A 22,659-nucleotide genomic window follows, 5' to 3' on the forward strand; every position below is an offset into this window, starting at 1 on the left:
CGGCAGAAACGTCCGCGCTTTTGATCGTCTGAGGGCTCGACTCTCGCGGTCATCTTCTTCGTGACCGAGCAGATGACAATTCGTTTCGGCGTCTCGGGATGCGGCGACGGCACCGCCAGTAACAAGGCCCGCGGCGGCCTGCTCTGGTCTGTCGGGCGGCCGCTCCCGAGCGCACGAGAGCCGCCCGCACAACTGCGGACCATTGGCAGGCCCCAATCTGATGCAGTTGCCGGATGTGGCGGTGGTCTAGGACGGTTGGTCCTGCGCTGTTATCTGGTTAGCATCTGATTGCGCTGGGTGTTTGGTTCTGCTCCGGCTCGGGTTGTCATGAGGACGAGGCGGCTTTTGCTGGAGCACCTCGAGTACGAGGTAGCGGGCTGGGTGCGCCTCTACCCGGCGGCCGAGCTGGTCGTGTTGCCGAGCAGCATGACCAGGGCAACTCGTGATCTGATGCCAAGCTTGTTGAACACCGAGCTCAGGTGTCGTTCGATGGTCTTCTCACTGAGGAACATGGCCTCGGCCACCTCTCGATTGGTCAGGCCGCGGGCTACCTGGTCGGCGACCTCTCGTTCGCGGCGAGTGAGCAGGTCGAGGTTGCGGCCCTCATCGCCTCGGGCTGCCGCGCGCGAGCCACGCACGCCGAGCCGGCGCAGTTCGCGGGCTGTTTCTCGCTCGAGCAGGATCGCGCCAGCCGCGGCGAAGGCGGCTTGAGCTCTTCGCAGTTCCGTGGTTGCAGCCTCACGCCGGCCATCTGAGCCGAGCGCACGACCGATCGCGAGGCGAGCCCGGGCGAGGTCCAGCGCGTTGCCGGACCGTTCGAAATGGACCGCGGCGGCCATCGCTCGCAAGGTCGCTTCGTTCGACCGGTCGTCAGCCAGGAGAACCGCGCTCGCGGTCAACGCGGCGTATCCATAAGCGGCTTCCAGCCCCGACTCCTCGGCTGCTGTGCACGCCTGATCCGCCCATCGCTGAGCCTGCCCGAGCAGTCCCTCGGCGAGCGACGCCCTGGCCAGTTGCTCGTACCACTCCGCTCGGCTGCCGAGGTCGACCAGGGGCAGATCCGGTCCGCCGGCGGCCTTGAGCATGACAGCCGCGCCACCGACTGGATCGTCCGCGGCGATGAGTGCTTGACCGTGAGCTGCACTGGTGAAGGTACTGATCCAGCCTCGATGAGAAGCCGCAAACGGAGCGACGGATTCCGCGGCGATCACTGCCGCGTGCACTGATCCCTGCCACAGGGAAACTCGGGATTCGGCTGCTCGGCTGAGCATCAACAACTGGTTGCTGTCGATGCTTTGTGCGATCGCGACCGCCTCTTCGGCGCAGGCTCGAGCATCAGCGAGGTTTCCGATGGCCAGCCGGGTCATGGCAAGGCAGACAAGGAGGCGGCCGAGCGCCTCCTGTTGACCGGATGCTCTGGCCAGCGCGACACCGCGCGTCTGGCGCTTCGCTGCCTGTTCGTAGCGGCCTGCATAACGGTCGGCGAGTCCCAACCATAGAATTGCGTCGAGAGCGGGCGAGAGTTCGGTATCGCTGAGGCTGTCGAGGATCCGACCGGCCGTTGTCGTATGGGCGAGTCCGGCATCTACGTCGCCAGTGAGAGCCAGAGCGAAACCGATCAGGGCTTGCGCAGCGGCGCGGACGCCGCTGCACTGACCCCTTAGATCGACCATCGAAGCGATCTGGTCCGCGATTTCTCGGGCCGCGGCGAACTCTGCACACGAGATATGCAGGCTGAGACGCTCAAGCCAGATCTCCGGCACGGCGAAGATCGCCTCATCACCGCCTGTCTCGCGGTTGAGTAACAGCTCCGCGTCGTCGTACAAGCCGTTCAGGCGGGCCGCCCGCGCCGCTCCGACGGCTGCGCGGGCGCGGACGCGCGACGTCGGACCAGGTACAAGAGTCATGGTGTGGTTAAAAGCACGGAGCGCGCCCTGCAGCTGACCGGCCTGCAGGAGGGATTCAGCGCCGGCGAGGGAGAGTGGAGGGTGGGCGGGATGGCCGACTGGCAGCAGCCGGGATGCCGCGGCGTACCACCGAGCCGCCGAGGTGGGCTCACGCCAGCGGGCCGAGATCGCTGCTCGCAACAGGACGCCGACCGCAGTGATGTCTCCCACCGTCGCGGTGGCCTCGAGATGGACAGCGCGTTCCTCGGCGGGGGCACCAGCTGCCTGGAGTGCTTCCGCTGCCCGGGCATGGATGACTCGTCGCTCGCCTGGCCCCATCAGGTCGTAAAACACACGCTGGACAATCTCGTGACGGAACATCAACAAGCCGTTTCGACCGGCGCGAAGAATGTCTCGCCGGGCGAGATCGTCCAAAGCGGCCGCGACCTCGTCTCCGGAGCGTCCACTCACTGCCGCCAGGTATCCAGGATCGAACTCCGAACCGAGTACGGCGGCCGCCTTGGCGATTGCCTGTGTCTCAGCGGCCAGAGCGCCATACTCTGAGCGGATCGCCACCGACTCCGCCTGACCGGTCTTCGCTTGGGTAGCAAGAGCGATGAGGTACTCCGGGACCCCGCCGCCGGACTCGATCGCGTGCCTGGCGATTTGCGGTGGGGTGCTGGCGCCGAGAACAATTCGAGCTTCATCCGGTGACAGTGCCCCCAGCCTGAGCACGTGTGCGCCGTCGGTGATCAGCGCATCTACGGCTGCACGCAGGTGGGTGGACGCCTGCCTCGGTCGGTAGGCTGCGCAAATCATCATGCGCGCCGATTGCGGCTGCCCGCTCAACTGCCGCAACAGGTCAACCGAGGCGTTGTCCAGCCAATGAGCGTCGTCGATCAATAGCACCAGCGTGCGGTCAGCCAGGGACTCGGCGAGGTCTCGCACCGCCCTAACCACCTGACCACGCTCAACAGCACTCGGTACCCGCGTCGACTCGAGCCTCGAAAGCAGGCCCATGAGCTTTGTACAGGCGGCGCTGGTGACCGGCCCTGGGCTTCGCGGCGCGGCAATCGCCGATCGGATCATGCTGGAGACAAGACCGAAGTTCAGTTCGCGATCTGTGTCCAGCCCCTGGGTGGCCCAGACCACAGCGTGGCGTGATTCAGCCCGCTTCCGGAGCTCGTCCAGCAATCTTGACTTGCCGATACCAGGATCGCCCGGGAGCAGGTAACAACGTAGGCCCTTCCGCCCACTGTTGAGCGCAAGCTCCAGTTGGGCGATCTCATGCTTCCGGCCGACCAGCGCGGCGACGGGTCGCTCCTCGGGATCGATGGCAGCCTCCTCACATCCCGAACGTGCCAAGTGGCTCCGCTCGCCTCACCCTCTGTACGCAGGTAGGCGACCGCCCGGACCATCGGCCCGGGGAGCCGCGTCCACGGCCGGCTTGTGATGATCGGACGCACGCCCAGCGCACCACCGCAGTTTCAAAGACAGCCGAAGCCGCCGAGGACGTGACGACGCCGGCTGCGGCCATCCACCGCGTGAGAACCGATCCCCGGGAGTACGTGCGTATAGATGGTCACGGTCGCGCCCTCCCGGAAGAAGGGATGACACGTCCGACGGACTCCAACGGGCAACGGCCGAGGCTTCGCTGTGAATCACATGAGGTGGGTGCTGTGAATTTCATCCACTCGCGTCGAATCTCTGCTCGTGGTCTCTGCGGAAGGTCAGCGGAGACTTTTGTCTGCTCCATTGAAGGCGAGATAACTGAGGGTGCCCGCTATGAGCACGTCAATCACCGAAATTCTCGATGACGCGGTCGGTCTGCGCCGGTCCGGCCATCTGAAGCGCGCGTTGCGTCGCTCACGTGAGGCGGTGGCCGAGGCCCGAAGCGCGGGCGAGTCGCCGACGGTCGTGGCCAATTGTCTGCTGATTGAAGGAACGCTCCTCATAGAATTGTCGCTGCCGCGGGACGCCATTCGAGTACTTCGCTCGGCCAAGGCAGCCTTGAATGCCCAGGATGGTTCTTCCGTCGGCAAGACGTACCGAAGCATCTGCCTGGCGCTCGGTCGCGCGCTTCGGCGTGCTGGTCAGTACGCGGAGGCGGAGGAGGAGCTCCGCGGAATTCTCTCGGTCACCATGACACAGAGCGCGGCTGACTCGGAACAATTGGCGCACATTCTCAATGAGCTTGGAATAACCTACAAATATTCCGGCAACTTCGACGAAGGTGCTCGCGTATACGAGCGACTTCTTGCGATCGCCGAGTCCCGCTTCGGCGCCGACAGCACGCACGCCGCGGACGTTCTGCACAACATTGCCGGACTCGCGCACGCGGCAGGCGACCACGCCGCGGCCGAGGAGACGGCCCGTCGAGGCCTCGCGATGCGCATCCGTGTGGATGGACCGAACTCGCTGAAGGCCGCAGCCGACCGCACCGCGCTGGCCGCCATTCTCGTCAACAGAGGCCGGACTGGTGAGGCCGAGTCCATTCTGCGCGAAGCGCTTGCAGTCTATGAACAGGCGTATGGTCCTGAGCACTACGAAGTAGCGGTCTTGCTTCACAATTTGGCTTCTGCGGCTGCCGTTTCGGGCGACTTCGAGATGGCAGAAGCCGATCTCGTGCGGTCTGCTCAGATCAAGAAGGCGGTGCTGGGGTCCCACCACCCAGAACTGGCCATCACGCTCCATAACCTTGCCGAGGTCCTGGCGCGCACCGGTCGGACGACAGAAGCGCGGGCGCATCTTGCCGACTGCATTGGAATCCTCGAAGGGGTTGTAGCCCCCGACCACCCCACTCTCGCTGCTGCGCGCGCCGCATTGGGGGCCATCCGGGAAGATGCCGGCGCCACTTCCGACCAATCGCCACCGCCCGCAACGAGCCCCCGGACCTAGTCGAGTCCTGATGCGGTGGACCTGCTAGCAATCCGCCCCCGAAGGCCAAGCGATGGTTTGGCCTCCTCGCCCCATCTCGAGAGGTCGATCAACAGTGAAAGCTGCCCACTCGCAGAGAATCTCCCGCCAGGCATGGGTAGTGCTGGGTGGATCCCTCGTTTCGGCGACAGGCACGGGCACCACCGTGCCCTATCTGTTCTCTTTCCTCCTCGGCCTCGGCTTCGACGCAGGCACGGCGGGTACTCTCATGACCGCGCGCGCGGTAGGCGCCGTGCTAGGGGCGGTGATAGGTGGTGCCTGGGCGGACAGGGTAGGAATTCACCGTGCGGTACTCCAGGTCTCTGTTCTCGCCGGCATATCAACGCTGGCTCTTCTTAGCATTCGTGGGCCGTGGACCGGCGCGGTGCTGTTGGCGCTGTACGGCGCGGTGATTGCCGCACAAGCTACAGCTCTCCGGGCCCGGCTCGCGCAGCTGACATCATCCGATCAGCGAGATCGCGCATTCAGCATGCTGTACTTGCTGGGCAACGTCGGTGTCGCCGGTGGCGCGCTGATCGCAGGCCTGACGTTGCGGAAGTTTTCGACCGGCGCGTTTACGCTGCTATACATTCTCGACACCGTCTCATTTATCCTGCTGGTGGTAGCGCTGTGGATGTCCTCGTCCACGGGTACTCGTGAGCTCGCCCGGCCATCGGCTTCGCCAACGACAGGAACAGCAACCTACTGGCATGTGGCCCGCGACCCAGCTGCGCGGTGGCTGTGCCTTGCCGTTGCCCTCGTCGTAGCGGCGGGTTTCTCCCAATTGCATGTAGGTCTACCAGCCCTTGCGATCACGGCCGGCATATCAGCCTCGGACCTGGGCTGGGTGTTTGCGGCAAACCTGGTCACTCTTGTCATTGTTCAATCACCAGCCAGTCGCCTCAGCGCCACCTGGCGGCGGAGTACGAGCGTGCTGGCAGGAATCGCTGTGTTGACCGTCGCATGGGGTGTACTCGGCGTCATACGTCCGCTGAATGTCCCCCTTCTTGTTGTAGTCGCGGTGGTTTTCGCGGTCGGCGAGGTGCTCCTGGCTCCCGTCATGGCAGCTCTCGTCAACGATCTAGCTCCCGAGAGCTTGCGTGGTCGCTACAACGGCGCAGCTGTCCTGGCGTGGACAGGTGGATGGTTGTGCGGCACGGCGCTGACTGGTGCCGCCCTCAACGTCGACAGCCCGCACCTACTTGTGCCGTTGTTCGTCACGCTGCTCGGAATGGCTGCGGTTGCTGTCATCTGTCTGCGCGGCCACCTACCCGCCGGGACTGATCACCCATCCGGTTCGCACAGTCGGACTTAGAGCAGTCTGCCGGTTACTCTCGCCGCTGGATCGCCAGGTAGGAGTCACGACGGCTGGCGGTGAAGGCGCGGTCCTCTCGGGCTGTGGGTCACCCACGGGACACAACAATCACGGGCAGACTGTAGGGATTTCCCTCACCCTTCCGCCCCGTCGGTCTGCGACGCTCCCGTCATGTCGATCGTTGAAGCGATCGGCATTTGAGGTCGATGGCTCGGCAGGTCGCCCACGGCCCGGGCGACCCGCGACCGATCGAGCCAGCGCGGGCAGGTGAGGCGTCTCGCCAGGGGGTGGCTCGCGAGATCTCTCCCGACTGCCCGACTGGCTGCATACAGGATGAGTGATTGCGCTATGAACCTCCTGATGTTCCGTACTCTGCCCCGCCGAACCCAGCGCAAATTGCTGCTGCGTCATGTTCGGGTTGATGAGCAGCGACTGCAGAATGTCGAGATCTACCCCACAGAGCGCCGGGAGGACGTCAAGGCTGCTCTGTCATTGGTCTATGAGGTATACGCCGCCAAAGGCAAAGTCGGCCCGAACCCTGCGCGCCTGCACGTGACGAAGCACAACGCCCAGCCGGCCAGCGTCATCTTCGCGGCCAGGCAGGCTGACCAACTGGGGGGCACGATTGCGCTCATACCAGACTCGCCCCTCGGACTGCCAATCGACTGCGTGCAACGTGCGTACATGGACGAGCTACGCGCCCGAGGACTGAAAATATGTGAAATTAGTGGCCTCGCCTGTTCGTCCGACCTCCGCGGGAGTGGCTTGGCGCTCTACCTCTACAGAGCGGCGGTCCATGCCGCAATCCAGGAGAGTTTTGATGTTGTGGTGATCACTTCTCAGCCAAAGGGAGCTCTCATATACTCGGAACTCCTGGTGTGCGAGAGCTTCGGCGCACCTGCACACCACACGTCATTCAACGACCGACACCCTAGTACCGCTCTACGGCTGGACCTGCGGACATGCGAGGGTCGACTGTATGAGCGGTTCGATGGACTGACCGACTACCAGCGCTCGCCACACTATCTCTTCTATGGCAAGGAAGTACCGCAGATCCGGCTCCCACGGCGCTTCTCGGTGACGTCCGAGCGGATCGATGCCAGCGCCGACCTGATCCACGCGCGTCCCGAGCCCTTCCAGCGGTTGACACCCATTGAACTGTCCTACCTGAAGAAGGCTGTACCGACCGCGAATTGGACCCCGGACTCTCCGGTGTTCGCTGGGCGATTTCCGTTCCCACCACAGGTTGGCGCCCAGAACTTGCCCCTCCTGCCCCAGGCAAGCTGAGAGTCTCAAGCCTCGAGCAAGTCGTCGAAGCCGTCGCGAACCGATCGTCAGCTCGGTGCCGTACTGCGCAGTGGAAGCACACTGACGGACGGATCAACATGGACGACGCAGACTCGACTGACACAGAGGTTTTGCATCGGCGGACCGGCAGCCATCAAAAGGCTCGGCCGGCGCTCGGCAGGGTTGCATGGCTAGGTCTCGCCGGTGGTCTGGTGGCGGTGGCGCTCGGTACGTATGGCCGGTCGCATACACCTACCGGTAGGCCGCTGGCCCTCGTCATCGGATTCACCGAGATGGGGCCGATGAAAGCGTGGCTGGCGACCTTCGGCGTGCTGCTCGGCGTGTTCCAGGTCGTCTCGGCGAGCTGGATGTGGGGGAAGCTGCCCACTGAGCGCAAGGCCCCGGTCTGGCTTGGCCTGGCGCATCGCTGGAGTGGGGCTCTTGCCTTTGTGCTGACGTTGCCCGTGGCCTATCACTGCCTGTGGAGCCTGGGTTTCAGCACCTTCGACGCCAGGTCGTTGTGGCACTCGATTTTCGGATGCGCCTTCTACGGTGCATTCGCCAGCAAGATGCTTGCCCTTCGTACCAAGAGGCTGCCGGGCTGGGCTCTGCCCATCGCCGGAGGCCTGCTTTTCGCATTGCTGGTCGGCGCGTGGGCTACTGCGTCGCTCTGGTACTTCACTCAGCCCGGCGTCCCGCTGCGCTGATGCAACTCGAGGAGTCAATGATCAAGATGAACAGCACTCATCTAGACCGTAGAGCAGTTCTGTTGACCGGTGGAACACTGGCGGCTGGAGTCGTGCTCAGCGGCTGTGTGGTCGAAAGGACCGTGCAGCAGCCCGCACAGCCACCCGCGACGCAGCCGGCCGCGGAGCCCCCGGCGAGCACCAATGCACCCCAGCCGGGCGAGAGCCCAGCGCCGGAGCCGGGTGCTGAGCCGTTGGCGCAGGTAGCGGATCTCCCTGCAGGGGGCGGCGTGGTACTGAACGACCAGAAGATGGTGCTTACTCGTGACGCCGGTGGAGAGACGCACGCCTTCTCTGCTGTATGCACCCATCAGGGATGCCTGGTTTCGTCAGTTGCCGACGGCACGATCAACTGCAAGTGCCATGGCAGCAAGTTCGACATCACCAGCGGCGATCCGGTCGGTGGACCGGCCAAAAAGCCACTCCCGGCCGTCGCGGTCGAAGTGCGCGACGGCGCGATCTTCCAGGCGTAGGCGGGGGTCATGTCGATTTTGAAGAGTCTGCCGACCACGATTTGGCTCGTCGGCGCAACGGCGGCGATCACCGCCTTCAGTCCGGTGGTCGGTGAGGTCGTCACCGAACCGGCGGCGAGTGCCCCGGCCGCGGTGCAGACCGTTCCAGCCACACCGGCGGAGCCGGGGACCGAGCAGTCGGCGCCGCCGGCCGGGGAGCAAACTCCCGGAGGGGCGGACGGTGTTGAAACACCCGCGCCTGTGGGGGAGGAGGCGGATGCTTCCAACACTCCACCGACTGGTGAGCCGTCGGTTGCCGAAAACCCTGAACCGGACGCCGATCGTGTGGTGGTGGAGGTCGGGGTTACCCGGCTGGGGAAGACCGCTGTAGATGCCAACGGCAAGACGCTGTACTTGTCGGTGCTAGACAAGACCGACCCACCGCGATCGGTTTGCCTGAGTGCGAAGTGCGTGGCCCAGTGGCAGCCGGTGTACCTGCCCGATGGTCAGGTGGCGCCATCCGCCGGAACCGGTGTTGACCCGCAATTGCTGGGTGCGACCCGGAGGCCGGACGGCACCCGGCAGGCGACGCTGGGTGGCTGGCCGTTGTACCGCTACGACCAGGACCAAGCTCCCGGAGAGGTGAGTGGTCAGGGTTTGAAGGGCACCTGGTACGCGATCGGACCGGATGGCAAGAAGGTCGTAGGATGACGGCTCGGGCGAACCGGGGACCTCAAGTGGCCGGCGGAGCCAAAGAAGAAGCAGTCGGCTGGTCGTGACGTAATGCGAATGCTGTCGCTGACCGCGCTGATCGGCGCCGCGGTAGTAGCGGCGGCCGGGTGCGGGGGCTCGCAGGGAATCACCGACCGGACGGTGTCGCCGACCGTTGACACGTCGGGAACGTCAACGGTTCCGCTTGTGCGACCTACGGTGTCGGCGTCCTCCGCCAACCACGTTCAGGTCACGCCGGCTCCGATCAAGCTGGGCGTATCTTCGGCGGTGGTCGACGGGACACGGGTTGAAGTTGTCACCATCAACGGCTGGACGGCGTACCGGTTCGAGAAGGACAGCGGCGACCCCTCTGAGTCCACGTGCTACTTCGACTGTGTGGCAGCCTGGCCGCCGGCCGTCACCGACGGCACCAAGCCTCAGGTGACGGGCATCGACCCAAAGTTGGTTGGGTCGGTGGTGCGGAACGACGGGTACGTTCAGGTCACCCTTGGCGGTTGGCCGCTGTACCGGTTTGCAGGTGACCAATCGCGTTCCGATACGAAAGGCGAAGGTGTCTCGGGCCTTTGGTCCGCAATCCGCCCCGATGGCAGGCCGGTGATCAAGAAGAACTGACGCGCGGCACCGACGCGGGCGGCCAACCGATTATTTCGCCCTCGCCATATCCCTCGACTTCTGGTGGCATGTGGCCGGCGGACTGGCTTGTAAGCCGTCGGTTGCAGATGGACCGGAGCCGGCCTCGACGGAGTGGCAGTGCAGTGGCTACGGCACCGCGCTGGATCACCGTCGGCGGCCAGCTCGCTCGCCGAGCGGGTAGATCCTTTCGGTCGTGGTTTGGTGGCCGGTGACGGTTGTGGTCGCGGGCTCTGGTCGGCAGTGTGACCAGGCGGTGGTAAAAGGGGGACCGTCGCGGTCGGTACGTTCCATCTGCGTGATGGTGTCGTGAAGATCGCGCTGTGGCCGGGTGTGGATCTGGCTGCCTATCCGGTTAACGCGGCGGCATCGCATTCCGGAGGTGCGGGTCCGGGGCTCGTCCGGCCGGTCGTTTTGTCGGGGCAGGTTCCCGCTCCAGCTCCGCTGACCCCAAGACACCAGGCCCAGCGACCATCGGTCCCCCTGATGAACTGACCCCTCATCGCCTTGCGTATTTGACTACGCATGACAACGGATCAGCAGTCGGAACACATCGAGGTGAGGTAGCACCGTGGACATGTCTGCGCCCGCTCCGGAGAACGAAGCTTCACCGACCGCCTGCGCTGGGCTGGCATCGACACGGACTCTGCGGCCTAGGTTGAGCGCGACACGCCCGACCGAGCTACCAAGACAGTATCTGATTGTGGCACTGAGCCGCGGCAAGATCGTGCTTGCCAACTCGTTAGGGCTCAGGTAACTCGGCCATGGCCGCCCAGCACGTCGGCTACGTACGACGAAGTCGCCAAGGTGCAACGGTCGCTTGGCTACAGGCGCATGAGTATGGTCTTCTGTCGACTTCTTCCATTGCCACTCTCACCACCGCTGTGCGGATTGCGGTTGGTGCGAGGTACACGATCGAACCTCTCCCGACGGCCAGCCACAAAGCGCTGATCTCGAGATTCGAGCAGGCTGCCGCGCGGCGATCCCTGGTGGCGAATGCAACCAAACCCGATGAGCCTGACTTGCGGGTTCAGCCGGGGGAAGTCGCAGCGCTGTTCGACGACTGCTGTGGCAAGCCGCTGACGCCGGCGACGGTGCTCGGCCGACTTCCGCCCACGGTGTCCGAGTTCATGGTTCATACGAGCGCGGTGTATCGGTTCGACGCGCGCTTCTGCGACGCCCTGCTGGATCCCAGTGATAGCGCTACGGTACTTCCTGAAGCTGGGGAACGGCAGTCCTTCAGCATTCCGGCGGATGGGCTGAGGGGCGCCCTCCACTGTCACGCTGCTATGAAGGGCTCTCATCGCGATGCTGCGTGAGCGCCCGGGAGATGACGACAGCCGGCTTTGTCGCGCCCGACCAGCAAAGCTACCCGAGAACAGTGGGCACGCTGCGCTGGGGCTGGCTGCCTACGTTCGAGCCGATCGAGATCAAGACGTTCGTCGCCTTCTGAATAACAATGGTGAGCCTGCCGCCAGTCAACTCAACCTTTCAGAGGCGCATGATATCGGCAACGAACGTCGGCTGGGCACGGTACGAATGAGTTTGCAACGCATTACTGAGGACAATCGACTCATCTCTGTCGTGCGGCCGGATATCCAGGCGCCGGTTATCGACGTGCGCTGCCTAGGTGGTTTCCGGATCGCTATCGACGGCGAACCTGCCAACCTGTCCGCTATCCGTCCCAAGGCTCGGACATTTCTACGTCTGCTCGCCAGCCGGGCAGGAGATTCTGTGCATGAGGATTACCTCGTCGAGGCGCTGTGGCTGGGAATGCCTCGTGCCTCGGCCCGTCGTAACCTGCAGGTAGCCGCATCCGCTGCTCGAAGGCTGCTAGAGCCATCCGCAGAACGTGGCCAGCACCGATTGCTGCTACGTGATGGCGCCGCGTACCGCCTTGCGCTCGGGCCGGGAAGTCGCTCAGACGTGGCGGAATTCCGCTCGGCTGTGGTCAGGTGGCGCAAAGCCAAACACCAGCACGTCGACGCGCAACGACGCGCCCTGCGGTCGGTGCTCGCCGCGTATGGAGGTGACTTGCTCCCAGAGGACGGGCCGGCTGAATGGGTTGTCGCGGATCGGGAGCTGCTGCGCGGAGACGCAGCCCGGGCGGCGACGGAACTCGCGGCGATCGAACTCAATCAGGGTAATCCTCAGGCGGCAATCGATGCCGCGGAGATCTCTGTTCGCCTGGATCCGTACCGGGATCAGGCGTGGCGTTTGTTGTCTGCAAGCCATGAGCTGACCGGAAATCTTGCTGCCGCCACGCTCAGCAAGCAGCAGTACGACCAGATGCTCGACGAACTCGGTGTCGCACGTGATTCATCCGACGGCGAAGGATCTACGACCAGGTGAGCACTGACCTCCCGACGCGCGCCTCAGCCCGCGCTGCTCAAACCCTGAGGTCTCGCCAGCGGAGCCTGGACGGTCATGGATTGCACGTCGGGGGCAAGGTCGGGTTGACGGGTCCCCTTCATGATTGTCTGTCGGTGTGAGTCAACCCGACCGCCGCAGCCGCGACCTATTTTCCGGACCGTGGCCAACAGCCCACAAAGCGTGACCAAAGCCGTGATGACCCTCGTTCGTCTCCCGCTCGGCCGCAGGACCGACATGCTCTTCCCTGGCGAGCGCGGCGATTTTGGAATCCTCTTTCATGTGTGAGGGGGCGATATGAGGGATTCCCCCATACCAATATCGCTGCGCTCCGCAATAGCCTCGCAGCATGAGAAAACTCTTCAAAAGTCTCCTGACGATCGGCGTAGCTCTCGCCGCCGTCGTCCCAGCTGCTATCACCACCCAGGCACATGCAGTGCCGGTGACCTACAAGATTTTCAAGTTCAAGACTGATTGGGGAGGCGGATGGGTCCTCAACGTCGGGGGAGTGGAAGGATTGCCTGTCAGTGGTGTGCCTGCGCAGATCCACTACAACCGTGATCACGACTTCAACAACCGATGGGTGTATAGGCCGACCGTTAGCGGATCTTACTCAGGAAATCAGCTCATCAATTTGTACACCAAGCTTTGCCTTCAGGCCGGCGACGACGGTGCCGTGGTCCAGCGGTCCTGCGATGCCACGGAGCCGCGGCAGATGTGGCATTGGGAGATCGCTTTGCGAAACGAGTACTACAGTCGGTTGCACAATGTCGGCAAGGTCATGACGCAAAGCAGCACGACGGTGCCCCCGGCCGGTGAGTGGCCTTCCATCTCTTTAAGGACGATCGAGCCAGGAAACTATGATGTCGCAAAGCGCCAAACGTTCAACTTGGCTGACTGCGGCACTATCTCTCAAGACGACTGGACCGGTAGCTGGTCCGCGTTGAACACGCCAAAGGCGTGTTAGGGGTCGGCCATCGAGATTCGGGCGGCGGTGCTGAGACGGTTTTCCGGGTCGCGAATTACTGATCGACACCAGCCCGAGGCGCAATCATGCGATCACCTGACGAGCCCAGTCAAGTGCATGTCTGGACAGGAACATCCGGATCCAGATCAGCGGCGGCAAGATCCGCCGCTATGCGATCATGACGTGGCAGACCAAAGTCGGATACTACCGGCCACGACACGCACTTCGCTGCGAAGTGTGCCAAGTCCTCGACCGGGCGACCCATCCACGAGCCGATGAACCCGCTATTTGTGTCGATGAATGTGGTGCTCTACTTGCAGCCCATCCGGGCCGGGATGGTTCCCGGCCCGGATGCGCGCCGCGTTCCCAAGCCCACTGCGGATTGCGGAACATATTCACCAGCCAAGAGCCGGCAACCAGCCATGTGTTCGACCGGTCCACTGTGACCGTCGCCCAAGCCACGTTGTCGCGGACAATGCTCACAACCGGTGCCAGTGCAGCGAAGTTCTCGACCCAGCTCAGCCTCGGCAATACGTACTCGCCCAGCGGCGGGAAGAGGACCATTCACTGATGGGACGGCTGCAAGGCGACGAGATCGGTGCGACTCAGCGAACGGGATCCAGGTGCAGGAATCCACGATCAACCTGGAACTCGCCTGGACCGGTACGGAGCCGCGAGTGCACAGAACAATGTTGAGCTGCGATCGGCTATGGAGATCGAGGCTAGGCCGAGCAGGCGCCGCTGCGCAGCCGACGAGATCGATGCTCAGCCGGCCGCGCACGACACGCAGATGGCGATCTACAGGCCTGGGCGCAGGGGCACGCCGGCCCGCGGGCTCGAGCCGCGCACGAGACCAGGGAGCGCCTGGAGAGCCAGGCTGTCGAGGCAGCGAAGGCCTACCGACCTCGGAACGGGGTCGGCCCGCGTCGTCGGCGACGAGACAGCGGGCTGTGGAGCGGGCGCGCCGGACTTGAGCTTGCCGCAAGGAAGGCAGCATTCGGGCAGCCGCGCGAGTCAGGCTCGCCGAGGCTCAAGCAGCGTTCCGCGATGCTTCCAGCGCCGCTCAGACCTCTGCAGCAGAGCCCGGGGGACGGGCCTTGATGCCGCCGACCGGGCGGCGCTTGGACGCGGGCGCTCGTGGTCGCACAGAAGGCATCCTTACGACAGCTGCATTCGGTGGAAGTGGCAGCCCCGGACGCGGCCGAAGAGTTCGGAGCTGCAGGTTCACCTGCCGAGCTTGATCTGCTAGCGGCTGCCGCGGTCATCGACCGAGGAGATCTCAACACCGCACGGTCGCTTTGCTGATGATGTACGTCGCCCGGCATTGACCTCGGTCGCGCCGACGACGTACGTCCCCGTGGTGCTTGCAGGAGCTCGAGTCAGCGATCGACTCGGCGACCGTCGGAGGCATTCCGTTCGCTTGCTAGGGGGCCTCATGACGGTCGCTGACCTGTTGGGCGACGACACGGCGCGGGCTGTGTTCGAGCCATGGGCCGCGAAGGACCCGGTGAAAGTTCGCTAACGAGGGGCAGCAGGCAGCCGCCTTGCCTGCGATTGCAAGGCCGGAAAGACCTCGAACCGACTCGGCTGTGGGTTTCAACCTGCTCGGTACTCAGCGCACGGCTGACAGCCAAGCCCGTTGGAGATCTGCGCAGCAGGCTCGCGGCACACAAGCACAGCAGTGCCGTAGCTCTGGTTGGATCACCGTCGCGACGGACGTGCGCGGCTGTGGCAACGATCTATTCCGCACAGGCCCTGTGCAATTGTGGGTCACTGACCGGCGGTGTGATCAGATCGGCCAAACACCGCCGCGTGTTCTCAAGATGGCTGGCTGGGCGAGCGCGCCACCTGGGCTCCCGACCTTGGTCAGGCCTCGCGGTACCGCCGGATGAGGCATCGGCGCCAGGCATCCGGTCGGATTGCGGGCAGTCGCTGCGCCGCCTTCAATCGTGCCCCGATGGCGGACGACGCGCTGTTCGACGTACTGCGGCTCACGCGCATTGATACCTGACCCCGTGCACGATGCGGAGACGCATAGGTCGGGGTCGAGACGTGACAGAGGAATCGCCGACAGGAGAAAACGCCACCCCCGCCGGCTGTCCCAGCAGCCGACCCTGATCGTTTGTGGGTCGGGAGCGGCCGGTAGTGCATTGGTCACCTGGGCAGCTCGAAGCGAGCACGGCTCAGGCCCCGTCGTTCCCGGCTCTCACTTGACGCCATGTCGTGTGGTAAGAACTGGTGAGGTCAGCGCGTCGGCGATCAGGACTGCCCGATCGGCCCGAACAGTGGGGCTTTCGCGTGCACTGATCGTTGTCGACGGGAGACTGATCGGGCCACGTCTGACGCCAAATGGGCAGGCCTCGGATGGACTCGGCTCACCTGCTGGCGGTCTGACGCGCAGTGCCTGATGCTGGCGTCTCCGGACTCGACGGGCTCGCCGGCACGATGGAGGTTAGATGTTGCGGCTGAACCAGGTATCTGCCACACCTCGTTCGTCCGAACATCCGCGATACCAGCGGATAGCGCACGGCGAGCGTGAGTTGGATCAGGGTTCGCGGCCGGCCGATCCCGAGGTGCTGTATGACCTTGTCGCTATCCATGTCGTCTGCGGTGACTTGCGTAGCGCGCGCGACCTGCTGGATCAGTTGGCCGGCTCGCTCGTTGTCAGAGCGGGCTCCGAAGCTGCGGCGGCGTGGAAACTGAGCGCCGCGATCTGCCATCTACTCGGCGACTCGGACGGCGCATCGCAGCGGCTCAAACGACTCGCCGGCGGAGCAGCGGAAAGAACATCCGACGCGCTGATTGCGGCCGGTGTGCGCCTCGCCGAGGCCAGATTGGCGGTGGGTGACACTCACGGCGCCTTGCATCTCCTTGAGATGGCGATCAGCCCAGCTGAATGCGCAGTTGCTCTCCACTCGTATGGCGACCCGATGATGGACCCAGATCTGCCGGAGGGGCTCTTACAACCGCTCGAGACGATCGTGAGACGTGAGATACCGAGCGTCGATGTCGGGGACGTGGTGGCCGCCCTGGTCGACACCTTGTCAGGGGCGCAATCCGAAGGTCGCGAGGATTTGGTGCCGGTCCTGGAGGCCGCTGCCCTAGCGGCCGCAGCCGAAGCCGGCGACCCAGCCCGGATAGCCGAGGTCGAACTGCTCAGGGTCCAGCGGTGGTTGGAGGGTGATGACCTGACAGCTGCACTCACTGCCGCGCGAGACGCGCGACGCCACGCGATGAAGACTGCGCGCCCTCTGCTTCTTCTGCAGACCGTGCGGGCCGAGGCCAGAGTCCTTGACCGGCTCGGCGATCGTCTCGGTGCCTATGAGGTGCTTGCGGCAGGCCGTGGGGAGATCGCCAGCTCACTGGGAGGCGTTCTCGCCGACCGAGTCATAGAACCGGAGCTTGAGTCCCTGGTTGCGCGGTGGGGTAAAGCGCACTTCGCGGAAATGCAGGAGTTCTCCGAGGCGCAATCCAGGTCTGCTCCGACGAGCTGAGTGGAGACGGTGTGAGGTTCCTGCGGTGCTCGGGAGATGCGTCACCAGCCGCACGCGTGACGGCCGACAGACGGATTGATGCGTTCTCCGGCGCATCGCCGCTGGCCGCCAGGCCGCCGGCCGGGTCGGTTTGTACCTCGGCCCGCCGGAGTGGCAGCGGTGTTGTGCGTGGACAGAGATGTCCCGGGTTCAGGCCTTGGACCGGACCACGCCGGACTTGGCGATATTGCTCGGCATGCTGGTCTGAGCCAGCCCTGATACAGCGGGCTGGCACCTGCTGCCGACGCCATGCTGGATCTGGCCAGCGACAAAGGCATCGGCTCGCTGCTCGCGCGACACCGCAAGATTCGAGTTCCACAAGATTCCGCAGACATCGACAAATCACCGCCAACCTTGGCGCACGTCGTACTCGATAACGCCTTGGCTCCACAAGACCACATCGGTGCAACGCCGGCTCGCCGCATCCGTTCGAGGAAGCGATGACCCGTGGCATGACCGTGTTCAAGGAGCGGGTCCGTGAGCTGCGTCCGGCTTACTTGCCTGTGGATCCGACGAGCCGGACCAGCTATGCAGCCGGAGTGATCGCGCAGGTCGATCCTGTGGTTTCCCACCGATCCGGCTGCCGGTCGGGTTCGGGCAGATCCTCGCTTCGGCGCGGCTGCCGGTGCTGACGAAGGTGATCAGCTACTACCGTTGGCTGTCCGCGCTGCTGATTCCCGACCCGCCATGCGCACGACCTGTTCGCCGGGTGGCGGCGGCTGATCCAAGCATTGGGGTCGGTCTCCCGGACGCGGTCAGGGGGACGACGAGGGCGCGATCGGCCGCCGCCGGTCGCCCCCGCCACCGGGTGGCGGCCGTCGACGCGGCTGGCGCGCGACCACTACGTGCGGCTGGACGCCCCGACTACTTCGACCATCCCGCGGTGATCGGTCGCCGGATCGAGGTCGTCGCCGACCTCGACCGGGTTCCGTGTGTTCTGCGACGGGAAGATCGCCGCCGACCAGCGCGAGCATGGGCCTGGCACCAAGACCATCACCGACCCGACCACCTGGAGCCCGCCAGGGGGCGCCGCGCGCGTCGGCGTCCTGCGCCCGGTGAGCGAACCCGACACCGAGATCACCGTCGAGCAGCGGCCACTGACCGACTACGACCGGCTTGGGCATCGACCTTGGCACCGGGAGCGGATTCGCATCATGACGACCGCAAAGCTGCCGCGGCACCCTCGATCAGCCGAGACCTGACCGCCGAGGTCACCTTCCTCACCCGCGCACTCAAGGCACCCACCCTGTGAGACGCAGTCCAGCGCCTGGCCGAACGCGCCCGCCCCGGATCCTGGACCCCATGAGGAACTCCTGGGCGCCTGCCTGCAACGCGAGGTCTCCGCGCGCGAATCTCACGGCGGCGAGGGCCACATCGCGCCGCCGGTTCCCCGCCCAGCAAAAGCCTGGAGGAGTTCGACTTCGACCACGCCCGGGGCCTCAAACGCGACCTAATGGCGCACCTGGGCACCCTGGACTTCGTCGCAGCAAAGAGAACGTGGTCTTCCTCGGACCACCCTGCCCGGCAAGACCCACCTGGCCATCTGCGCTCGCCAGCCTCATCGTCGCCAGCAACAAGCCCTTCGGCCGCTGGGGAGAAGTCTTCGGCGACGTTGTCGTCGCCGCCATGATCGACCGCCTCGTCCCCCACGCCGAAGACGTCGCCCTCAAAGGCGACTCCCTACCGACTCAAGGACCGCGACCTGGGCCGCGTCCCAGTCTCGTCAACCGAAGAACCATGACCACCAAGGGGGCAACCTTCAACCATTGGGGTCCATTGTCGGCCGCCGTTGACACACGTACGGCGGCGGGTCTCTGCCAGCTGTCCACGTCGTTCATCACTCCATCTGCTCCCGAACCGCAAGGAAGTCGGTCAGAGCCGCATCGGCGGCACATCCTGATTCGGAGTTAGTCAGGCCCACCGCTGTGCCATCTCCGAAACATGCGTTTCGTAGGCACGTGGTGGACGGCCAAGCAGAGCAGTGGTCGTCTCTAGCTGCCTGAGGTCGGTCGGGACCCCGTGCTTGGCCAGAAACCTGCACAGCGGGCAGTCGGCACCGTTGCCGCCGTGGTCGACGGTGCGAGGACGACGTACCCGCCGTCTGCGTGTTCTGCTGGTCCTTGAGGCTGCACACTCGGCGCATACGGTCTGGTCGATGGTGCCCGGCCGTCCATCGATTCCGCGGCGATCGACCAGGTGATCATCGGTTACGGGCCCAGGCAGGCGATGACAACCGGATCGCGACCCGGACGGCTGTCCTGCTGGGCGGACTCGCAAGACCCTGTTCCCGCAAACGCAACAGTCCTGCGTCCAATCACGGCGCCAGTAGCTGGCGCACCAGGGCATCCTGAATCCAGTGTTCAAACTGCTCGGGTGCCCAGCGCCGCTCGAGGACAAGCCGCGCGTAGACTACCGGGTCTCCGTGCAGCCATATGAGGTCGATCGCCTGGTCCGGCGACAACCCAGCGCGGAGCGCGCCCATGCGTTGGAGATGCGGGAGGACCGAGCCTGCGACGAAGCTCCATCGCTGACTCTCCCAGTCGTCGAGCAGAGCGCGTGCTGCCGGGTCCACCCCGGCGGCGGAAATGAGCACCAGGTGCAGCGCGGCGACACGCTCGTTGATATCGGTGAGGATTCTGGCCCAGCCCGCCAGAAATAGATGCGCGTCGGACTGTCGCATCAGCGTTGCTACTTCTGGACGCTCGGCGAGCGGGACTGGTTCGTCATCTCCGACCAGAGACCAGTCGAGCGCCAGTTTGAGTAGGTCGACCTTGCCGCCGGCAGAGGTGAAAACGGTCTTGCGGCTCACGCCTGCCTCCTCGGCGACCGCGTCGATCGTGGCCTGCCCCCAGCCTCGCTCGACGAAGAGCCGCGCCGCTGTGGCGACGATCGTCTGCTTCGTCCGGCGTGCTTGCTCGGCTCGCAAGGTCGATGAGTATGTCCGCTTGACGGGTGACGCCATTTCAGGTGACCATGGGTGTAGTCATTACTCGCATAGTAACATTAAAGACTAAAGGCTCGAATCTTGCCAACGAGTGCGGCGCTCTTGGAGCGCGAAGCTGTGATCGACCGCATGCTGGATGCCGTCAGGAAACTGAGGACCGGCTGCAGTTCGGTCGTTGTGCTCAGCGGCGAGGCCGGCATGGGCAAGACCAGCGTAGTTCGCGCCTTCGTTGATCGGCTGGATGCTGACATCAGGGTGCTCTGGGGTGGTTGTGACGACTTGTTGGCGCCGCCGGCGCTCGGTCCGCTGCGGGAAGCCTTTCGTGCCACCGACGGCGCACTGAATCACGCGATCGATGGTGGCGACATGCGGAAGGTGCTCCTCGAATCCGTCGGCGAGCTGAGCGGCTCACGGCCGACCGTCTTGGTTCTGGAGGATCTGCACTGGGCAGACGACGCCACGATCGACGTCATTCGATACATCGCGCGGCGGCTGGACCGACTGAACCTGCTGCTCATCGTCACGTTCAGGCCGGACGGTCGTGAGCTGCGCCCGCCGTTGCGTGCGCTGCTGGGTGCCATCACTGGATCGTCGGCGCAGCGCGTCGCTCTCGAGCCGTTGTCGCTGGATGCCGTCCGCTCGCTCGCGTGTGGATCCGGGCGGGATGCCGACGGGGTGCACGCACTAACGGCGGGCAACCCGTTTTACGTCGCCGAGGTGCTCGCCGGGCCTGAAGGGACCGCTACCCCGCTGACGGTCGTCGACGCAGTCCTGACGAGGGTGCTGGACCTACCGCCTGGGTGCCGCGATGCGGTCGAGCAGATGTCGGTCGTCCCGTGGCCGGTTGATCTGACGTTCGCGGAGCGGCTGCTCGGTGAGCGATTCCATTCTCTGGCCGAGGCAGAGGAACGCGGGGTTTTGGAGATCCGCTCCGGGGCGGTGCGCTTCAGGCACGAGATCGCACGCCGAGTCATAGAGGAGGCCATCCCGCAGATTCGAAGGATAGCGATGAACCGGGCTGTGGTTGCTGCGCTGCTCGCCGCCGCCGACGCCGATCCTGCAGCAATTGTGCATCACGCGGTAGAAGCTTCCGACACGGACGTCATCCTCAAATTCGCTCCAGTAGCGGCACGGCGAGCAGCCCGAGCCGGATCCCACGGCCAGGCGCTGACCTGCCTAGAGGCCGTCGTCCCGTACGTCGACCGTCTGGCAGTCGCCGACCGGGCGCCGCTGCTCGACGCCTATGCCTGGGAGCTTCACATCGCCCATCGATTTACCGACGCCGTCAAAGTCGGCGAACAGGCAGTGGGTCTCCGGGAAGAGGTGGGGGAGGCGACACCGTTGATCGAGACGCTGCTGCGGTTGTCGCGGCATCAATACATGTTCGGCGACACGCCGGGCGCTCTTGCGACTGTAGAGCGTGCCGTGGAGTTGTCCGAGCCGCTGCGATCGCCGGCAGTTCGAGCCGTCACGTTGGCCTACCGCGGCATGATGCTGGTCCAGACGGGGCAGCTCGATGAGGCGGTCGCGATGCTTCCACAAGCCCGGCAGATCGCCGCCCAGGCGGGACGTACTGACCTGGTCTCGCTGTGCCTCAACTACCTCGGCGTAGCGCTGACTGACCTCGGCGACTCACGCGGGGTGCCCTACCTTCGCGAGGCACTGAACACGGCTCTCGGAAGCGGCGATCACGAGTCTGCTGCGCGGGCATACACCAACCTCGCGGAGGTTCTGTTCCGGCACGATCTCTACGAGGATCTTGAGACGTGCCTGGATGAAGGGCGCCGATTCACTCACGAACACGGCTTTTGGTCACATTTCTACGGCTTGGAGACGCATCAGGCACAGCTGAGCTTGCGGCTCGGGGACTGGGACGATGCGCGCCGACGCGTGCAGGAGCTGGAGGACTCCGTTCGCCAGCCGGGTATGCTCGCCGTCTACAGCATGCCGATCAACGCACGGATTCAGGTACGCCGGGGCAACCTGCAAACGGCGCATGACTTGCTGTCCGTAGCTTGGCAACGGGCCTGGCAGCAACAATCGCTCGTCGGCATCCTGTACAGCGGACTCGCCTATGCAGAATGGACTTGGCTAACCGGACGCCGTGACGTCGCCCAGCAGATTGGCGACCGACTGTCCCAGTATGCCGTTCCTCGCGGCCTGATCCCGAGTTTTGCCGAAGTAAATCGGTATCTTTCACTTGCCGGTGCAATGGTTGAGTCGCCCGCCACGGCGAGCGGCGGTGGGTCAGAACGTCTGGATCCGTACGAGCGGGCTGCTCAACTAGCCACCTCGGGTTCGGTGGCTCAGGCCGTGCAGGCTCTGAACGTTCTCGATGCCAACGGGGCTAAGGCCGCAGCGGACGATCTTCGCCGCCAGCTGCGCCGGCTCGGTGTCGAGAGCATCCCTCGTAGCTCTCGAACGCGTCCAGACAGCAACCGATATGGTCTGACGCGTCGGCACATCGAGGTTCTGCACCTCCTCGAAAAGGACTTGACGAATGCCGAGATTGCCAAGCAGCTCGTTGTCTCTGTCCGGACGGTGGATCACCACGTCTCCGCGATCCTCAACCGACTAGGCGCAGCAAGTCGGAAGGATGCCGTCAGCAGAGCGGCTGCACTGGGCCTGCTTGTCGGATCCACGCCGGTTGCGCGGAGTCAAATTGAGCAGAGCGGCCCGTCGATCGTTTCGGTTGGATGACCGGTTCCGTTTGTCATCTGCTGGGCAGAGCGATCGGGCCGAGGCATCGCTCCCGCCCTTGACTCGAGATGTCCACGATGCCAGCGTGGCGTTGCCCTAGTGCGACTGTGGACGGCATTCCAGACGCGAAAGGTCTTCATTAACTTGAGCACCTTGCGGATTGGCATGAGTCGCCTCCGAA

Annotated in this window: 16 protein-coding genes and 1 pseudogene; 15 read left to right on the forward strand and 2 right to left on the reverse strand. The window is 64.6% G+C overall.

Features of this window, described 5'->3' with window-relative positions:
• Positions 1-389: 389 nt before the first annotated feature.
• On the reverse strand, positions 390-3,251 hold the full coding sequence (locus tag ACQPXM_RS11670) for an AAA family ATPase (RefSeq protein ID WP_432947713.1): 2,862 nt from the start codon (positions 3,249-3,251) through the stop codon (positions 390-392).
• 420 nt (positions 3,252-3,671) lie between these two features.
• On the opposite strand from ACQPXM_RS11670, the gene ACQPXM_RS11675 reads away from it, so the two are divergent.
• The 14 genes and pseudogenes from ACQPXM_RS11675 (at position 3,672) to ACQPXM_RS11740 (ending at position 18,745) form a co-directional block, all read left to right on the forward strand.
• Positions 3,672-4,784 (forward strand): tetratricopeptide repeat protein, encoded by a 1,113-nt coding sequence (locus ACQPXM_RS11675; protein WP_432947715.1) that lies wholly within the window; start codon positions 3,672-3,674, stop codon positions 4,782-4,784.
• Between the two features lie 184 nt (positions 4,785-4,968).
• The gene (locus ACQPXM_RS11680) at positions 4,969-6,117 is read left to right on the forward strand and encodes an MFS transporter (protein WP_432947717.1); all 1,149 of its coding nucleotides are present in this window, start codon (positions 4,969-4,971) and stop codon (positions 6,115-6,117) included.
• 348 nt (positions 6,118-6,465) lie between these two features.
• Positions 6,466-7,404, forward strand: a complete 939-nt coding sequence (locus ACQPXM_RS11685; RefSeq protein ID WP_432947719.1) for an N-acyl amino acid synthase FeeM domain-containing protein — start codon at positions 6,466-6,468, stop codon at positions 7,402-7,404.
• Positions 7,405-7,502: 98 nt separating this feature from the next.
• Complete coding sequence (locus tag ACQPXM_RS11690) at positions 7,503-8,111, forward strand: DUF6529 family protein (RefSeq protein WP_432947721.1); 609 nt, start codon at positions 7,503-7,505, stop codon at positions 8,109-8,111.
• Positions 8,112-8,380: 269 nt separating this feature from the next.
• Positions 8,381-8,623, forward strand: a complete 243-nt coding sequence (locus ACQPXM_RS11695; RefSeq protein ID WP_432947723.1) for a Rieske (2Fe-2S) protein — start codon at positions 8,381-8,383, stop codon at positions 8,621-8,623.
• Positions 8,624-8,632: 9 nt separating this feature from the next.
• A complete protein-coding gene (locus ACQPXM_RS11700; protein ID WP_432947725.1) occupies positions 8,633-9,313 on the forward strand; it encodes a hypothetical protein in 681 nt (226 codons plus the stop codon).
• Between the two features lie 78 nt (positions 9,314-9,391).
• A complete protein-coding gene (locus tag ACQPXM_RS11705; RefSeq protein ID WP_432947727.1) occupies positions 9,392-9,946 on the forward strand; it encodes a hypothetical protein in 555 nt (184 codons plus the stop codon).
• A gap of 782 nt (positions 9,947-10,728) precedes the next feature.
• The gene (locus ACQPXM_RS11710) at positions 10,729-11,283 is read left to right on the forward strand and encodes a hypothetical protein (RefSeq protein ID WP_432947729.1); all 555 of its coding nucleotides are present in this window, start codon (positions 10,729-10,731) and stop codon (positions 11,281-11,283) included.
• An 11-nt stretch (positions 11,284-11,294) separates the two neighbouring features.
• Entirely contained in the window at positions 11,295-11,417 is a 123-nt protein-coding gene (locus tag ACQPXM_RS11715; protein WP_432947730.1) for a hypothetical protein, read from the forward strand.
• An 86-nt stretch (positions 11,418-11,503) separates the two neighbouring features.
• Positions 11,504-12,316, forward strand: coding sequence for an AfsR/SARP family transcriptional regulator (locus ACQPXM_RS11720; protein WP_432947732.1), 813 nt, complete (start codon positions 11,504-11,506; stop codon positions 12,314-12,316).
• 367 nt (positions 12,317-12,683) lie between these two features.
• Positions 12,684-13,301, forward strand: a complete 618-nt coding sequence (locus tag ACQPXM_RS11725; protein ID WP_432947734.1) for a hypothetical protein — start codon at positions 12,684-12,686, stop codon at positions 13,299-13,301.
• Between the two features lie 2,456 nt (positions 13,302-15,757).
• Positions 15,758-16,795 (forward strand): hypothetical protein, encoded by a 1,038-nt coding sequence (locus ACQPXM_RS11730; protein ID WP_432947736.1) that lies wholly within the window; start codon positions 15,758-15,760, stop codon positions 16,793-16,795.
• A 482-nt stretch (positions 16,796-17,277) separates the two neighbouring features.
• A pseudogene (locus ACQPXM_RS11735) lies at positions 17,278-17,992 on the forward strand (Mu transposase domain-containing protein); the annotation flags it as partial.
• A gap of 144 nt (positions 17,993-18,136) precedes the next feature.
• Positions 18,137-18,745 (forward strand): ATP-binding protein, encoded by a 609-nt coding sequence (locus tag ACQPXM_RS11740; RefSeq protein ID WP_432947738.1) that lies wholly within the window; start codon positions 18,137-18,139, stop codon positions 18,743-18,745.
• A 403-nt stretch (positions 18,746-19,148) separates the two neighbouring features.
• Here the strand turns inward: ACQPXM_RS11740 and ACQPXM_RS11745 are convergent, their stop codons facing one another.
• A complete protein-coding gene (locus ACQPXM_RS11745; protein ID WP_432947740.1) occupies positions 19,149-19,760 on the reverse strand; it encodes a TetR/AcrR family transcriptional regulator in 612 nt (203 codons plus the stop codon).
• A 120-nt stretch (positions 19,761-19,880) separates the two neighbouring features.
• On the opposite strand from ACQPXM_RS11745, the gene ACQPXM_RS11750 reads away from it, so the two are divergent.
• Positions 19,881-22,478 (forward strand): ATP-binding protein, encoded by a 2,598-nt coding sequence (locus tag ACQPXM_RS11750; protein ID WP_432947742.1) that lies wholly within the window; start codon positions 19,881-19,883, stop codon positions 22,476-22,478.
• The last annotated feature ends 181 nt before the right edge of the window (positions 22,479-22,659 follow it).

It is taken from the genome of Kribbella sp. CA-253562 (genome assembly GCF_050942265.1).
Lineage (GTDB): Bacteria > Actinomycetota > Actinomycetes > Propionibacteriales > Kribbellaceae > Kribbella.

Bases quoted from the DNA above. Each gene is read 5' to 3' on its own strand.
- ACQPXM_RS11725 (WP_432947734.1), top strand. From the start codon at position 12,684: ATGAGAAAACTCTTCAAAAGTCTCCTGACGATCGGCGTAGCTCTCGCC.
- ACQPXM_RS11685 (WP_432947719.1), top strand. From the start codon at position 6,466: ATGAACCTCCTGATGTTCCGTACTCTGCCCCGCCGAACCCAGCGCAAA.
- ACQPXM_RS11675 (WP_432947715.1), top strand. From the start codon at position 3,672: ATGAGCACGTCAATCACCGAAATTCTCGATGACGCGGTCGGTCTGCGC.
- ACQPXM_RS11730 (WP_432947736.1), top strand. From the start codon at position 15,758: ATGTTGCGGCTGAACCAGGTATCTGCCACACCTCGTTCGTCCGAACAT.
- ACQPXM_RS11690 (WP_432947721.1), top strand. From the start codon at position 7,503: ATGGACGACGCAGACTCGACTGACACAGAGGTTTTGCATCGGCGGACC.
- ACQPXM_RS11710 (WP_432947729.1), top strand. From the start codon at position 10,729: ATGGCCGCCCAGCACGTCGGCTACGTACGACGAAGTCGCCAAGGTGCA.
- ACQPXM_RS11740 (WP_432947738.1), top strand. From the start codon at position 18,137: ATGAGGAACTCCTGGGCGCCTGCCTGCAACGCGAGGTCTCCGCGCGCG.
- ACQPXM_RS11700 (WP_432947725.1), top strand. From the start codon at position 8,633: ATGTCGATTTTGAAGAGTCTGCCGACCACGATTTGGCTCGTCGGCGCA.
- ACQPXM_RS11715 (WP_432947730.1), top strand. From the start codon at position 11,295: ATGACGACAGCCGGCTTTGTCGCGCCCGACCAGCAAAGCTACCCGAGA.
- ACQPXM_RS11705 (WP_432947727.1), top strand. From the start codon at position 9,392: ATGCTGTCGCTGACCGCGCTGATCGGCGCCGCGGTAGTAGCGGCGGCC.
- ACQPXM_RS11720 (WP_432947732.1), top strand. From the start codon at position 11,504: ATGAGTTTGCAACGCATTACTGAGGACAATCGACTCATCTCTGTCGTG.